The organism is Chitinophaga qingshengii (assembly GCF_014529935.1).
Taxonomy (GTDB): domain Bacteria; phylum Bacteroidota; class Bacteroidia; order Chitinophagales; family Chitinophagaceae; genus Chitinophaga; species Chitinophaga qingshengii.
The window spans coordinates 221,593-237,539 of the sequence record NZ_JACVFC010000001.1; the positions used below are offsets into that span (position 1 = coordinate 221,593).

At 46.1% G+C, this 15,947-nt stretch carries 15 protein-coding genes; 3 read left to right on the forward strand and 12 right to left on the reverse strand.

Going from position 1 to position 15,947, the window contains the following annotated elements; all coding sequences use genetic code 11:
• Positions 1 to 15: 15 nt before the first annotated feature.
• Together ICL07_RS00815 and ICL07_RS00820 are read left to right on the forward strand one after the other, a co-directional pair.
• A complete protein-coding gene (locus ICL07_RS00815; RefSeq protein ID WP_188086052.1) occupies positions 16 to 840 on the forward strand; it encodes a helix-turn-helix domain-containing protein in 825 nt (274 codons plus the stop codon).
• 78 nt (positions 841 to 918) lie between these two features.
• Positions 919 to 1,512 carry an NAD(P)H-dependent oxidoreductase gene (locus ICL07_RS00820; protein WP_188086053.1) on the forward strand — a complete coding sequence of 198 codons (594 nt, stop codon included), beginning with the start codon at positions 919 to 921 and terminating at the stop codon, positions 1,510 to 1,512.
• 615 nt (positions 1,513 to 2,127) lie between these two features.
• Here the strand turns inward: ICL07_RS00820 and ICL07_RS00825 are convergent.
• From ICL07_RS00825 to ICL07_RS00855, 7 genes are all read right to left on the reverse strand, one after another.
• Positions 2,128 to 3,186 (reverse strand): CRISPR-associated protein Cas7, encoded by a 1,059-nt coding sequence (locus tag ICL07_RS00825; RefSeq protein ID WP_188086054.1) that lies wholly within the window; start codon positions 3,184 to 3,186, stop codon positions 2,128 to 2,130.
• A gap of 6 nt (positions 3,187 to 3,192) precedes the next feature.
• On the reverse strand, positions 3,193 to 4,491 hold the full coding sequence (locus ICL07_RS00830) for a zinc-binding metallopeptidase family protein (protein WP_188086055.1): 1,299 nt from the start codon (positions 4,489 to 4,491) through the stop codon (positions 3,193 to 3,195).
• Positions 4,492 to 4,493: 2 nt separating this feature from the next.
• Entirely contained in the window at positions 4,494 to 6,632 is a 2,139-nt protein-coding gene (gene cas3 / locus ICL07_RS00835; protein ID WP_188086056.1) for a CRISPR-associated helicase Cas3', read from the reverse strand.
• A complete protein-coding gene (locus tag ICL07_RS00840) occupies positions 6,622 to 7,191 on the reverse strand; it encodes a hypothetical protein (RefSeq protein WP_188086057.1) in 570 nt (189 codons plus the stop codon). The genes cas3 and ICL07_RS00840 overlap by 11 nt, the downstream gene beginning before the upstream one ends.
• Positions 7,192 to 7,199: 8 nt before the next feature.
• Positions 7,200 to 7,865: a CRISPR-associated endoribonuclease Cas6 gene (gene cas6 / locus ICL07_RS00845; RefSeq protein ID WP_188086058.1), complete on the reverse strand. Its 666-nt coding sequence runs from the start codon at positions 7,863 to 7,865 to the stop codon at positions 7,200 to 7,202.
• Between the two features lie 838 nt (positions 7,866 to 8,703).
• Positions 8,704 to 9,669 carry a DUF5996 family protein gene (locus ICL07_RS00850; RefSeq protein WP_188086059.1) on the reverse strand — a complete coding sequence of 322 codons (966 nt, stop codon included), beginning with the start codon at positions 9,667 to 9,669 and terminating at the stop codon, positions 8,704 to 8,706.
• Positions 9,670 to 9,701: 32 nt separating this feature from the next.
• Positions 9,702 to 10,883: an acyltransferase family protein gene (locus ICL07_RS00855; protein WP_188086060.1), complete on the reverse strand. Its 1,182-nt coding sequence runs from the start codon at positions 10,881 to 10,883 to the stop codon at positions 9,702 to 9,704.
• Between the two features lie 131 nt (positions 10,884 to 11,014).
• Here ICL07_RS00855 and ICL07_RS00860 point away from each other — a divergent pair, with 131 nt between their 5' ends.
• Positions 11,015 to 11,893, forward strand: a complete 879-nt coding sequence (locus ICL07_RS00860) for an alpha/beta fold hydrolase (RefSeq protein WP_223151716.1) — start codon at positions 11,015 to 11,017, stop codon at positions 11,891 to 11,893.
• Between the two features lie 39 nt (positions 11,894 to 11,932).
• On the opposite strand, the gene ICL07_RS00865 is transcribed toward ICL07_RS00860, so the two are convergent.
• The 5 genes from ICL07_RS00865 to ICL07_RS00885 form a co-directional block, all read right to left on the reverse strand.
• Positions 11,933 to 12,217, reverse strand: coding sequence for a hypothetical protein (locus tag ICL07_RS00865; RefSeq protein WP_188086061.1), 285 nt, complete (start codon positions 12,215 to 12,217; stop codon positions 11,933 to 11,935).
• 15 nt (positions 12,218 to 12,232) lie between these two features.
• Positions 12,233 to 13,234: a phosphotransferase enzyme family protein gene (locus ICL07_RS00870; RefSeq protein ID WP_188086062.1), complete on the reverse strand. Its 1,002-nt coding sequence runs from the start codon at positions 13,232 to 13,234 to the stop codon at positions 12,233 to 12,235.
• Positions 13,235 to 13,304: 70 nt separating this feature from the next.
• Positions 13,305 to 13,811, reverse strand: coding sequence for a hypothetical protein (locus tag ICL07_RS00875; RefSeq protein ID WP_223151717.1), 507 nt, complete (start codon positions 13,809 to 13,811; stop codon positions 13,305 to 13,307).
• Positions 13,812 to 13,866: 55 nt separating this feature from the next.
• Positions 13,867 to 14,790, reverse strand: coding sequence for a helix-turn-helix domain-containing protein (locus ICL07_RS00880; protein WP_188086063.1), 924 nt, complete (start codon positions 14,788 to 14,790; stop codon positions 13,867 to 13,869).
• Between the two features lie 9 nt (positions 14,791 to 14,799).
• Positions 14,800 to 15,693 (reverse strand): NmrA family NAD(P)-binding protein, encoded by an 894-nt coding sequence (locus ICL07_RS00885; RefSeq protein WP_188086064.1) that lies wholly within the window; start codon positions 15,691 to 15,693, stop codon positions 14,800 to 14,802.
• Positions 15,694 to 15,947 lie beyond the last annotated feature (254 nt).

The window sequence follows — 15,947 nt, forward strand, 5'->3', positions numbered from 1 at the left end:
CTTAAATTGACCGCCTTGAAACCTGCTGAACAAACATATCATGATTACAGATTGCCCGTTCCACCGGAATTCGAGACGGTGTTTTCTCATTTCTATTTTGCAGCAAACAATTCCGCCAGTCCGGTAAGCAAAACATTGCTGCCGTCCTTTCAAACGATTATGGTATTCAATTTCGGGGCTAAAGCCCGGTTGATTTCAAGACAAAAGACCGAAATTGAAGTAGATAAATGTATTGTCCTTGGCCCCATAAAGTCTGTGTTTGATTATGTACTTCCTTCCGGAGCGCAGATTTTAGTCGCCAATTTCAAAGATGATGCATTTTATCGCTTTTTTGGCAAAGCCTCTCTTTCAGACCATCTACCCATTCATCCGGATGAAGCCATGGAAGAAAACTGCTTCACTTATTTATGGCATCAATTAAACGGTATCACCGGTGTGCCAGACAAAATAGATCGTATCCTCGATTTTTGCAGACCTTACTTAAAATTACAGGACAGCACCGCCGCCATGCTGGCTAACTTTAAAGACGATACCCTCAACCCAATCAAATCTGTTGCCGAAGAAACCGGACAGACAGAGAGGAACCTTCAATTGATACACAAAAAATATTTTGGATATAGTGCGAAAGAGATCAGCCGCTACCAGCGTTTTATAAAAGCTATCGGACTCATTCAACAGACCCTTTTATCAATAAACAAGGTCGACTGGTTTGACATTATAGCCGAATGCGGGTATTATGACCAGAGCCAGCTGATCCACGACTTTAAACACTTCATCCACCTCTCTCCTAAAAACTTTGTGAAGTTCCAGCAGGATATTTGTCAGCCTTCCGCAGAATAGCCCTTTTCGTTTTCTTACAATTTTCCCGCTGGCCGTCATGCTACTTTTGTTTTGTTCTATTACTTAAAAACAAAACAAATGAAACATCTTATTATTTACGCCCATCCTAATACGGAAAGTTTAAACAGCCTGTTTCGGAAAACCGTTGAAAATACGCTCTTACAACAAAACCACGAGGTGATCGTCAGGGATTTATACCAGCTTCATTTCGACCCGGTGTTATCCCTTGAAGATATGGCAGGACAACGCGCCGGCATCGTTAGTGAAGACGTTTTAAGAGAGCAGGAACACATTGCCTGGGCAGAAGTCATCACTTTTATTTACCCCATATGGTGGACCGGCATGCCCGCTATCATGAAAGGTTATATTGACCGGGTATTCAGTTACGGATTTGCGTACCGGTACGATCAGGGTGTACAAAAGGGACTACTCACCGGCAAATCGGCTTATATTATTAATTCGCATGGGAAATCAAAGGCGGAATATCAGTCAATAGGAATGGATGATGCGTTGAAACTAACCTCAGACAAAGGGATTTATACCTACTGCGGGTTTGATATTAAACGGCATTTTTTCTTTGACCGGGCGGATAAGGCGGCGGTGGAGGTGATTGAGGCGTGGAAGGCTGAAATTATTGATGCTTATGCGGTGAGTGAGGCGGTTGTTTCATAAGAGGTGCAGCAGGTGTGTGTTGTTGCATACCTGCTGTGCTATACATTGTGTAACTGATTGTTGGTGAAGTAAGAAATATTGGTACTTTTTGTTGCGGTATTTCAATTCGTTATCGTACGATTAAAAACAACATCAGTGTTATGACTGTCACCGGGCAAACAAAATTTCTATTCCTTCAAGTTCAATTAAAACAAGGAGGCAATTATCTCAAACGCGGATTGTAAAATTCTGCTATTTCAATTCTGCCACGTGCGATTAAAACATGAATTGTTGAAATTTTTCTATAATCATGGAATGTTTCAATTCCACCAAGTGCGATTAAAACTCGGGTATGTTTAAATCCGTATAAGGTATAATCTTCATTTCAATTCCACCAGGTGCGATTAAAACCTTGCAGCGCATTGGAAAGGGTAACATATTCAGCTCTATTTCAATTCCACCGGGTGCGATTAAAACCCTTGAAAATCAGTAATATCCTCTCCTACCAGTAAGCGTTTCAAAAGTTCATCGACCCATTTTCCGCCAAGAAAAGTCGTCGACCTCCAATTGTAAGATTTTACCCGGAGATCGACGACTTATTAAAATAAATTCACTATAATCTCATCCAACAACCACTCAATCATACTCATAAGCAGACATCAACTGCACCAATTTAGCCTCTGCTTTTTCCAGCGCATCTACGCTACCTATAGCACCAGGGACGTAACTCCCTGCAATAGGAGTTACAAAAAAATCTGCTTTGGCGTTTAAATCGATCACCGGTGTCGCCTGTGGCCTTTCCGAATCCTCCCGGAGATCGCCACGAATAGCGTAAGTAATTTGATTGGCGTTATCGCTGATGACCAGGGCAACAATACCCATCGGATCAAAGGTGCGTGCTTGGTTGGTAGAAATTCGCCAGTTGACGATAGCTTTGGCCAAAGCGGGAATAATCTCCTCCCGCTTTTCTTTAGGGCAAATAAGACAACTACCGAATGCGTTTTTACCTTCCTTCCAACCTTGTTCCCGAAGTTTGGCTTCTATTTCAGGATACAATTCCGGTTCAAATTTATTTGTTGACACACAGAACAAAGTCCGAAGATCTATCGCCATGTCATATACGAAAAGACCGGAAGCCCTTGTCTGGTCTTGAATGAAAGCCCTGTTCGGTAAGGTACGGGCTTTAGAAGTCAGCCATTCCTTCAATTCTTCTTCCGTCAGTTCCGGTCCCCTTTCCTTACCGGCCGTCCAGTGTACTTTTACCTTGTGACTACCGGTATGGGTGGTACGGTCAAAAGAAATATTCTCCGTAGGATTGGCAATCCCTCCCAACAGTGGGTGTAATGGGCGCATGGCAGAAATAGACATAGGGCTACGGCGTTTTACAGCCATGATATTCGCTCCGGCTTTCATATAGCCTCCCAATAGCTGGTCTGCGTATGTTGGATCACAGGGAGAATGTGGTTCCTTTTGATTGGCTTTGTTCTCCTTTTTGTCAACCTCCCAGTTAAAGATGATAGCTGCGAATGGCATATTAAGCCCTTCCAGGATAGACCGTTTAATCTGCTGTCCGCTGGAATAAGCCATACGCCTGCCAAACTGAGGATCAAAATAAAATTTTTGTCCGTCATTAACAGCAAAAACAGTGTGGGACACATGTCTGAGTCCCCTAAGGTAAATGAATGGTGTATGCATATGAATTTAGCTTTTAGCGGTCCTGTATGAATATTGAAAACGGATAAGGGTCAGGAACAAGGGGAAATGATCCACCGGCATGATAAGCGTTTCTTCTACAATATTGTAAAAATCATCTGCCTCGGTTGGTACTTCATCCAACATTGCTTTCAGGTTATCGATAAATTGTTTGCGGGTTTTAGACTCCCGGATTTCCTTGCTGAGCTGGTCTCTGATACTTCGGCCTTTTTTATCACTTTTAGCAAATTCTTTCAGTGCAATTGCCACTTTATCAGCGAGGTTCAATAGTTCAATTTTATTCAGCATAGCCATTAACCATATTTTAAAGATTTGAAAATGTTGAGCAGCATCTTTGGAGTAGACAAAATCCTTTCCACGGCCAAAGGGTTTGGGCATATATTCCCGGAGTTCTTTAGGCTCCAGGGCTTTCAGACCAACAGTTCCCATTTTGCTGGCCGCTTTGAAATCATAGTACGTCGCCAGTGTTGTGATGTGGTTTTCCTTCAGTCCTCCGGGATCATCTTGTAGAAAGATTTTTCTCCGCCATTCAAACAGTCTCTTTACTTCCGAAACCATGAGGCTAACAAAGCCCAAAGTGGTATTCGTTTGAGAGAGATTATAACCATATACAATGATAGACTCCAATCGATGAAACTTTCGGGCCAGCGCAAAAGTCACCTCCGCCCAGGATTCGGTACGAATCGCCAGTTTGCCCATGATCTTCTCTGCTCTAATCCAATCGTAGTCGTCACAATCCGGGTTTTCTAACCGTTGGCTTACCCAGTTTCCATTCCATGTCTCAATTTGTTTATCTTTCAATCCTGGTGTCTGCTCCAGATATTTCTTGTATTTCTTCCAGCCTTTATATAAAAATAAGAGTAGTTCCTCATTGTCGATCAGCATTACATATCCACCACTTACTCCAATACCCAAGGCAGCACCAATCCACGAGGCATAAACATCTTCCCTGTTAATGATGCCGCCGATGCTGGTCAGCTGCCCGGAGGTAGTTGCATCCGTACCCAATGCCGGGCCACCCACATAGTTGCCCATATAGACTTTATTCTCATTAATAGACTCCTTTAGCGTTTCCAGCTGTGCCGCTGATTTGCTTTTATACGTTGCAACAGCTGCCTTAGCCGGAGCATAGTGAAACGGGGAATTGGCAACGTGCATCAGGTGTCCTTCATCCGTGAAAAAACAGGGAAAAAATTTATCGAGAAAAAAGGTTTCTGCCGTATAACTTTTCGCTTTCTGCCGATTGTAATAGGCGATAAATTTCCTGCCGATATAACTTGTATACATAACTATTCCTTTTTTTCATCTTTTAACATTAAGCCAAGTTCCTCATATGAAATCCTGGTTTGTTTCACCATAAATGGTTCTGAGCCAACCTCCACCAACTGCGGCAATTTATTAGTCTTTATGGTGCTCCATTTAATAGGTATTTCCATCTTGCGCCGCTGCTCCCAGTTAGCTTTTTCATACCGGGATCTATCTTCTTCCAGGATACAGGTAAAGCTATCCGGCTTCATGGCTTCCAGTAAAACAGGATGACGCACATCTGTCAACTCTTTAATCACATATCGGCCATCCCGGTAAATCAGGTGCCTATCTATTTCCCGTTTGTTTAGGATTGGATATAGTAAATCCAGTTTACCCTGTAAATCACGTTCCAACAATGGGTCTCCATTATCAGGGAGCAAAGCATATGTTTTCTCCAATATCTCTTTTTCATATGGCCACGGCGAATTGGTAGGCGCCAGCACGTAAATTGGCTTAAGTGTCCCTATATCCTCTATTGTCCGCCAACGGTGTATTCGCCCCATCCGTTGAATCAACGCATCCAATGGGGCGCATTCAGTAATCATCATATCGAAACTGATATCCAGGCTCACTTCTACCACCTGCGTGGCAATGACAATACAAGGTGTTTCCTTTTTGCTATTCATCGCTATCAGCAGTTGCTCTGCCTTTTGCCTAAGCTCTCCATCAAACCGACCATGGACTAATAAGACTGTGATATGCGGAAACATCCCCTGGCACATCAAATATGCATCTTGTGCAGCACCAACAGTATTAAAGACCAGTAATACCTTTTCCTTCCCACAAATCGCTGATTGTATCAGTGAAGGAACCATTGCATCATCTGCTAACTTATAGATACGATGGCGATTATAGTCATCCAGTACTTTCTTAGAAGCCTTCACCTCATACACTTTTTCCGGTCCGCCCAATATCTCCAGCAAGGCATCATAAAGGCAACCTGGCATCGTTGCTGTACCAAAATGGATACGGCAATGCTGTCTCACCAGGGTCTTCACAATTTCTAATACCATAGCCAGGGTAATCCCTGCATAGGTGTGAATTTCATCAAGAATGACATCACATCCTTCCAGATCCAGCAAGGCACATTCAAATCCCGAAGCCCCCAACACGATGCCGGCAAGTTGATGCGGCGTCATAACTTTAACTGACGCGCCTATCAGAAATGGCGCGAGTCTTTCTTCTTTATCACCTATCAACTCAGAAGACCCGTGCTGGATTTCTATATTATTGTTTGGCAGTAGTGTTTTGAGCCGTTCCCACATGGCATTAACAGAGGCCTGGTAGGGCAGCATATAGAAAATCCTGCCGTTGCAACGCCGGATCAAAAACTCCGTTTTACCACTACCGGTAGGAAAAGACACGAGGGTGTGTTGCCGCTTGTCACGGGTAGGATAAGAAGACAGAGGGTATAACTTGTTTTTCCTACGCTTAGGCAGAGTCGATAGGTCTGGCATTTCAAATAACCTGGACAGTCGTTCCTCCGTCTGGAAAGTATATGCTGATGCAAAGTGATCTGCTGCCTTCAGCAATCCCCGCCAGGACGACCATCCATTGGGTCTTTTGCTACAATAGTTCACAACATAACGCAGTGCGTCTTCTGCCTCCGTCCGGGAAATAACCGGACAATCATATCCAAAATACTCAAGTATATTTCTGCCATGTACACTCCAGGTGTCCCAATCCTCCAGATGCTGGGCTATCCAATGCGGGTCAACATTATCCAAGTCCTGGACTCCTTGCTTCCGGGGATCATGTTTAACCGAGCGATGATGCGCCACCACCATCTCAATCAGGGTATTCCATTCCTCTTTAGGAAATGCAGGTAGAAAAGCCAATGATGATAGTTCGTGACGATGGGTGTAGCCCCAACGGAACTCTTCAGCCAGAGAAGGTGTTGTTGGTCGGGTCAGTGCACGTCGAAAATGGGGATGTGCTTTACCCAGGTCGTGTAGGATACCTCCCTTTCGCGCCAGGTCGCTACAGAATTTCCGGTACAAGAGCTTCCCCATGATGCCGATGGCCGCTGCAACATGCTCCAGATGCTGATATAACGGAACCTTTCCATAACGTTTGCTCTTGGCCCATATTTCCTTCCATTCTTCGGAATCAGTCCTCATTACGTATAGGGTTTCCAGTGACTGCCAAACGTCCGTACATGGCGGCATTTTCAACAAACCGATTATAGCCTACTTTAAACCCGGTATGCTCATCAGCCGGCATGAGCTCGAAGCCTGCAATAACATTGAATGCCTGTTCATCTTTTTCTGCTATAAACTCCGGAAATAACAGGTCCTCATTGCGACACAGGCAGATGGACTGCTGGAATGCCTTTTCAGCATAGGATAAATTAGAAAAGGCGAGATATAAATTGGGCATTAGCAACACCCCCCTTTTCAATGTACTTCGGTTATCTTTATAGATACCCTTTTCCTTTTGATATTTAAATCCACCTTTCGACCAGGTTCTTTCCTGTTGAACATCTATCCCACAATAGTTTAACCGGTGTCTTAGTATCACGTTTCCCCCTTCCTGTAATTCCGGAAAGAACTTTTTTTGCATTCCTGCTATAATAGACGGTGTCAGAAACTGCTGACTAAATGTTTCACTGTCTCTTACTGCCGTCCAGGGCTTTATGTACCCGAAAGGGCCGCTATATTTTACTACGTAATATTCCATATCCGTTTCTATTTCAGTGCACCAAAACCAATACCAGTACAGTTTCCTATGCCCACCTCCCAGGCAAACGCCACCTGTTCCGGCGTACCCTCTACAATGACCGGGCACATGTTCGCCTTGTTGTTAATAGTTTTATAGGTAATCATTTTTGATCGGGCTTTGGGATAAGCTGTATTGAAGGAAACTGTCACACCTTCATCTGAAAGGCCCGCTAAACGGAGCTTACGCTTCAATACTGTGGTCATTTGTTCTCCTGCTTCGGGATCGTCGAATAACAGATGTTTTTCCATTCTATAATCCAGGAATTTCTTTACGAACACCGGACTGGCCGGGTAGAACTCTTGTCTGCTCCGGAACTCCGGCGTTTCCATAATGGCTATACCGGTTACGGATATCCCGAAACAGATGACCGGGTCCTTCTGAATGCCTGCTACAATTCTTTTCACCAATGCTATATCATATGCAGTAATGAAGAAATAGGAATCGTTTCGGGTCTTCAACCCAGTCGATACGATGTCTACGTTTTGAAACCAGGAGAAGCTGTGCAGGCTTATCTTTCCATGAACTTCGTTATCTGCGCCAATCCACTTGTGAAGCGCGGCAGTTAGAAATACTTGATGTTGGTTGAAATAGATAATTTCTTTGCTTTCGTTAACATAAATAATTAAGCGCATAGAGAATGTTATTCTGCTATTATTTAATCTCTTTAAAAAGGGAATGGAGTCAACAATCCTAGTTTGGGTTTAGGTACACAAACGGGAACAATTGTTATTCTCTTTTATTTGAGAATAAAAGAGCTTCTCCAAAAAATACGGTTGATAAAATAATTTTAATAATGCTACAGCATAAATCTGTATGGTGTTATCTTTATTAAAATGCCTTTCATCATCATTAAAACGCGTTGGAGTTTAAAAAGTACTATATCGCTTTAAACTTTTTTCCAATCACCATCAAACATATGTCATACAAGGATCTACAACAGCTCATCTCAAAATTAATAGCTGTTATGAAATCGAATGCACTTGATTTTCCTGAGTGGAATGGTTAGCTATTTTATGTGAGGGGCAGGAAGGGATAACAATTCAAATTTCAGTTCTTAACAGTACAATTAGAACACGGACGGCTGTAGGGGTTGATATATGATCGGCGCATTTCAATTCTTCAAGGTGCGATTAAGACTATGTGCTGCGACCCTTTTAGCGCGGCGGCGAATTATTTCAATTCTCCCATAGTACGATTAAAACGCAGTGTGAAAAACTTTGTTGCGATCCGGCGCGCAGAATTTCAATCCTCCCATAGTACGATTAAAACTGCTCAGAAGCAATACGGAAAAACGGTGGCAGACGTATTTCAATCCTCCCATAGTACGATTAAAACCCTTACTTCTCAAAAACACACCTCAAAACCCATAAGCATATCCAACACATTCCGCTTTATTTTTTGCCACAGACAGTCGTCGATCCCCAATTATACGATTTTCCGCGGTGACCGACGACTTATTAAAATTATTTCTCACCTCGTCTTATAACACCCATATGCCTCTTCCAAATCTGACAAATCGCACTCCAGCGCCTTACGGTCCCAGTGACTGGTATTCGCCGCGGCCTCATAAGTAGACTTCAAAAAGGCCATCAGTATTCCTTCCGGATTGGCTGATGCCTGCACCGCGTCATAGGGCAACATAAACTCACCCATTTCCTGGCTATAGAAAGCCTCCGCCGGCTGTACCGGTTGGGCAGCAAATTCCGGCGCAGCCGGATACGCATAAGCATAAAAAGCGGCGTGCGGGAACTGATCATTCCCCGGCCAGAAGCCACAGGAACTCACCTCTTTGGAATAGGCTTCCTGCATTACGATCGCAGGCATATTGGGGATTGCTCCCTGGTGTGCCGGTGCATCGCGGCCGGAGAAGCGGGTCACCGCCAGATCGAAGGCGCCCCAGAAAAAGTGTACAGGGCTGCATTTGCCGGTGAAACCGGCGCGGAAGCGGGTCATGACATTATGAATACGTACCAGGGCCTGCCAGAAATTCTCCATCTGGTGTTGGTCGTAGGATTGATGCAGATGATCTTTTGTAAACGGGATGGCATCCGGTAACTCGCTCGGAACAGGATAGATGGTGACATCGATTTGCAGGGATCGCAGTTTATCGAACAGGGAGGTATAAAAATCCGCCACGGTGCGGGGACGCAGGCCTAATGCCTCTTTTTCTCCACTGCTGGTAGTAATGACCAGCTGATGATGAATAAAGTCAAAATCAATCTGAAAGATACCGTGGCGATAAGGCATACTCCCTGTGCTGAGTCCATAAGGATTGACGTACAAGGTTACATGCCAGGAGTGGTTGAGCCAGGGCATCTGACGTAAGCGTATTTTACCGACGATCTGCGTCCACAGGTGAACGGTAGCGAGGGTGTCTTTCCAATCATCGTAGCGGATGACCGGCCATTGGCCGGAGGATAAAGTAGTCTGCTGCATACGGTTATAACAACAGAAACCGGCCAAGGGTTTTAGAGATATTTGCGGATGATATGATTTTTTCTGACGATGGCCGTCAAGCCCCAACTCAGCATCCAACTGACGATGAATGTAATGAGAAATTTGGGCCAGGCCGGCAAAGGCAGATCCAGCAAGGCATACTGGCACCACAATACAAAAACGTAATGTACCAGGTAAATGCCATAGGCGTTGGCGGAGAGCGACTGCCACCAGCTACCGGTATAGTTCAACAGCCTTTTAAACGTTGTCAGGAAGGCGATGCCGCTCAGGGTACAGGATAATACCCAGATGGAACGGTATATCAAATTAGCCTGTATATCGCTCAGTTCGTGTTTGGCCATCATGGCTACCAATGGCGCCTCGCTGCATTTCAGGGCGGCATAAACGCCCAGGGCGGCCAATAACCAGCACCACCAATATTGTACAAAAGCCGAAGTATCGGCAAACAGGCTGTTGCTCAGACCACGCACGCCTATCAGCATGCCCAGGAGAAAATAACCGAAGTATAACAACACCCGGCTAACCTGGAAGTCGAAAGGTCCGATGCCGGTCCATTTCCCGGCGTCGGTCATCAATACCATGGGGACGTATAATATCCAGGTAAACAGCCACCAGCAAAGCACCACCCCGCCCGGATGTTGCTGCTGACCGGTGAGCCAGCTATTGCCGCGTTCCATCATGGGACGTAGCAAAGGAAAAATACCGGCTGCTACCAGGTTAAACGCAAATAGTACCCAGATAAACCAGGGCGGTCCTACCGGCCATGCCTCTACGGTAAAAAAATCAGCCACATACGCGGGGATATCGTGCTTTCCATGCGCGATGTAATAAGCTGGGTAATAAGCAGCCAGCATCAGCACCGTCACCCCTATAGCAAAAGGAATAAACAGCCGGTAGAAACGATCGCGCACAAATTTACCGGCGCCTTTCTGTTGCAGGCTGCGAAATACAAAAATGCCGCTGATCAAAAACATCAGTGACATAAAAAACACGTCGTTAAAATCTTCAAAGATATCCAGTCCCCTGCTACGGGCAGTGTCCACTACCGGATGCGTGGAACGGATATACGCTACCTTATCAAACCAGGCAAAGGTGGTATAGGCAAGAGAAGAATGGTGTGCTACCACTAATACGGTAACGAATGAACGCAGATTATCTATCCAGCTGGTACGATTATCCATACTATTGTTCATGATCGGTTCACAATTTATATTTTTTTTGATGATTGTGCATTCACCCCCTTTTTTGTCGTGCTTACCCCTCTTCTCTTTCTTTTGGCCGATATAATTTTGTGGCTGTTACTTCACCTGAAAAACACACTAAAATGAACCATTTAACCAAAGTATTACTGACTGTACTGATTGTATGCATGGGCGTGATGCCGGCTATGGCTCAACAACCAGCTGCCAAGGGTTATGCTGCCGTAAACGGACTCAAAATTTATTATGAAACACAGGGCAACGGCGCTCCCATTCTTTTGTTGCACGGCGCCTACATGAGTATTGAAGGGCCTTTCCGGGAACTGATGAACACCCTCTCCCGCAACCGGAAAGTGATTATACTGGAATCACAGGGGCATGGCAGAACCGCCGATATTAACCGGCCCATCACCTGCGAAAACATGGCCGACGATGCTGCAGCGTTACTGAAATACCTGAAAATAGACAGTGCCGATGTATTTGGCTACAGCATGGGCGGTGGTACCGCTTTACAGTTGGCTATCCGTCACCCAAAGATGGTAAAAAAACTGATCGTTGCTTCGGCCTCCTTTAAACATTCCGGTATGCAACCAGAGCTGATACAGATGATGCCCGGCTTCAAAGCCGAATACCTGGAAGGTACGCCGATGAAAATGGTGTACGACAGCCTGGCCCCTAATCCAAAAAACTTCCCGGTACTGGTAGAGAAACTGAAACAACTGGATACCAACCCGCAGGACTGGCCGGCATCCGACATTAGCGGCATCCGCTCTCAAACGCTGCTGATATTTGGTGATGCAGACGCGATTACGCCTGAACACGCGGTAGAGATGTTCAGATTATTGGGCGGAGGTAAAATGGGTGATATGGCACCGCTGCCCAACAAACGGTTGGCTATTCTTCCCGGCACTTCGCACATGGGCGTTATGATGCAGCCGCAACGACTGGTTCCTACCCTGGAAACGTTCCTGACACAGGATAACATTCCGGTTGGATTTATGTAATCATATTGAGCAGACAGCCGCGTTTTCAATGCGGCTGTCTTATATCGCCCAGGTGCCAAAATCGTACTCCAACTGGCAGAGGATTTCGCCAAAATCCCCATCCCCCGGTTCATCAAACAGATGTTGCATCGCAGTTAACCGTTGACAGATAACCTCCTCTTTTTTGGCAAACTTTGTTTGGGCCAATGTTTTCAGTGCAGCTATCTCGGTTTGCCATACCTCTTCCCTTACGGTGGTACGATGTTGCCAATATAACTGTAGTTTATCAAGATGCGCGGCAGCCTGGAAGATAAAGGGTGTATCCGGATGATTCAGGTCTAACATAAGATCAAAATTAAATTAAAAACCTTCCTTCTGCCAATACGTATCCGCAATATGTTTCAGAAACCCGGTGATCACCTTTAAATGCGCAGTCTCGAGCTGGGCATAAAATTGATCATGGGTAGTATGAAAACCCATATAAAAAAGCCAGAACCCCAGGGCCAGATATGGCACGGCGGCCAGCTCATCAGCACTCAGGGAACGATGTTCCCGGTACCCTCCCAGCAACGTGGCAAAGGCTTCTTTCGCAGCTTTTTCATCCATACGGCGGGTGAACACTTCTATGGCCAAATGTTGCCAGAAAACAGCAAGATCGTTGACCACCCAACCGTAACCGGTAAAGTCAAAATCGAACAGGGTGACAGCATCACCATCGAAGTGGATATTTTTGGGCAGAAAATCAAAATGACAATATCCTGTGGGGCAGTTGGACGCATCCAATTGTGACAACCGGTGATTAGCCCGACGAGCCAACTCCTGCAGACAGGCATAACTTTCCGGATCACCGGAGAAGAAAGGCGCCAGCAGCTGCAGCGGCTTAAAGAGTGTGGTATCCGTATCGAAATGCCAACGGCTATTCCCCCACGCTATCGTAGCGGATACGTTGTGAAAACGCGCCATCTCCCGGCCCAGGCTCTTCAGCTGGTTGCCGTTCAATGGTTTAACGCTCCGGCCGGGGGCATAGCTGAACAGCACCATGCCTCTGATACCTTCTGCTGCGGGTAGTTGCTGGATCGTTTCACCCGCAGTATCTGTGATAGGGTAAGAAACGGCGACATTAGCGGCTTTCAGCGCCAGCAATAAAGTTACCTCCTCCTGTATCTGCGGAAGGCTTCGGTGCGAGGAACGATAAATACGGCAAACAAAGCGGTCACCGGATGTTTCTACCAGGTAGGTATCGCCCACCCCACGTAAAAGAAAGGTACAACGGACAGCCGTCAGGTGGTATTTTTCAGCGATCAGGGAAGCAAGAGCAAGGGGACAAAGCGTAGAGTAAGTCGTCGGGAAAACAGTTTTCATTCAATAAAGATATAAACAACCCATAAAAAAAGGTTGCAGGAAAATGCTGCAACCTTTTTTAAGCTCCTCTTCAATCATCATCGCCGTGATCATGATGGTGGCCATGGCCGTGGCCCCGCCAGTGACGATCCCCCTGGTCGTCATCATCGTCGTCGTGATCGCGGTGAGGGCGGTAGCGGTTATCATGACAGTCGCGGATCAGGTCCTGACGATCGTACCAGCCACGATACCTGCCATACCGGCTACGGTAATAACCTGCATTCAGGTAAGGCCTTGGGTCATTGATCACGACCTTATAACCCCGGTACAGGTCATAATGATAATAACGCGGTAAGGCGTTGGCAAATATCCAATCACCTTCATCACGATCGAAATAAATAAACTGACGGCGGGGAATGTAGTAGTAGGCATCAATATCAGGCAGGTAGTAATATTCAGCATAGTCGTAGCCGACAGGCCCCCAAAGCGGCTGGCTTCCTACGTTTAAGTTGACATTAACACGAACCTGGGCTTGTGTGGTGGATGCATAGCAAAGGCCTGCGGCCCACAGGAGGGCCATAGCGGCAAGCTTCTTCATAAAAAGTATGGTTTATACGGCTGTCATTGCTAATTTGATGCCAGATTATACCGGGCTAACAGACCGGCTTAAACGACTGCCGGAAGGCCTGCGGAGAAAGATGGGTTTTGGTTTTAAATAATTTACTGAATGACTGCGGATGCTCAAATCCCAGCTCATAGGCTATTTCACTTACCGACAACGTAGTGGTGGACAGCTTCTCCTTCGCTTTCGCCATGAGTTTATCGTGGATATGTTGCTGGGTACTTTTACCGGTCAGTACTTTTAGTAAGCCGCTGAGGTAATTGGGCGACATATTCAGCTGATCTGCAAAAGACTGTACGGTAGGCAATCCGTTTTTCACCAGTTCATCGCTATCGAAATATTTATCCAACAGGGATTCCAGGCGATCCAACACATGGTGGCCGCTAATTTTCCGGGTCAGAAACTGCCGATGATAAAACCTTTCTGAATAAGTCAGCAGCAACTCCAGCTGGGCAATCATCACGTCGTGGCTGAACTGGTCCATGTTGGCATGGTACTCCTGTTCGATGTTGTTCATGATGCCGGCGATAACGCCTTCTTCTTTGTCCGACAGATACAGGGCTTCATGTACCATATAACTGAAATATTCATATTGCCTGATTTTCCTGGCCAGTGGGGTATTCCAGAGGAAATCGGGATGGATCAGTAAGAGCCATCCCGTATGTTTGAATTCTCTATCTGTTTCAATGGAAAACACCTGGTTGGGTCCTACAAAAAAAAGGGTGCCTCCGTCGAAGTCATATTCCTGCTGGCCGTATTTCATTTTCCCTGCGAAGTTGCGTTTCAGCGCTACCGAATAAAACTCCTGTATCAGGTACTTCGGTTCGTCGGCATTCAGCCATTTGATGTCTTCAAAATTGATGACACTGATCAATGGGTGTTCCGGACCGGGCAGATGCCGGAGCTGATGCAGCGCGCTGATCGTCTTCATGTGATAAGGTTGTATGTCGGCCATGCTATTAAATTAGTTACTTTTTGCGAAAACGGCAGCGAACTCGCGCGCAAAAACTTCCATCTTTACTTTCCCCATGGAAGCCGGCGGGTGCTGACGATAGTCTTCCAGCAGTACCCCGGAATGAATGCTGTCGTATAGTTCCACCAGTGCCGCTGCTGTGACGGCCGGTACCCCCCTGGCGTCCAGCTGTTCCCGTACTGCCGTTGCCGGTATAACCTGCCATTGCAGGCCAGGCCGACCGATAGCTTTTCCCAGCACGGCGGCCACCTCGTTGCAGGTACGTTCATCGCTGGAGACATAACGTGTTTTCGGCGCTTCCCCGGTACGGACCAGCTCTTCGGCCACCGCCCCGGCGATATCCTGCGCAGATACCCAGGGCACCAGGTCGTCTCCCCCGTAGTTGAGCGCTATCTTGCCCGTATGACGGATCATGTCTGTAAAGTGATATAAATTAGTATAAAAGCTGCCGGGACGTATATGCGTCAACGTCAGTCCGGGTATGGCGTCCAGGATAGCTTCTCCATGGTGGGAGCCCAGGATAATGCCCGTACCGCTGGTGAGCGGCGCGCCGAAGCTGCTGAGATAAACCACCCGTTGTACGCCGGCATGGCGGATGGCCTGCGCGTAGGTATCGGCAATCCGGCTGTAGTATTGTACCGGTGTTTCCGCCGTGACATAATTGGGAGGTGTCATACAATACACCGCATCTGCGCCGGTGAATGTTTTTTCAATAAAAGCCGTATCTTCCAAAGAGCCAATGGCTGCAGTTGCGCCCAGGGCTTCCACATCGGATTGTTTTTCGGGATTGCTGCTAATGACGGTCACCTGGTGACCGGCACCTGTCAACTGCTGGGTCAGTGGCCTGCTGATGTTCCCCAGGGAACCTGTTACAATGATCTTCATATGGAGCATTTTTTAGTACATCAAAGGTCCGTTGCCCCGGAAATACCGTCGAAGCCTAATCTACTTTTGTTGTAGCCAAATCCTGTTATTTTCTCCCGGAAGATCTGTTTTTAACTAATTAATAAAAAAACAATATCAGTTTATCATCTCCTGCTCAATCATCCCCCGCAGGGGGAAAACCAACACAGTAAAAATATTATATATATAAAAGAAGAAATCAAACATTAGTTTATTTTATGTGTTAATTCAGAGTA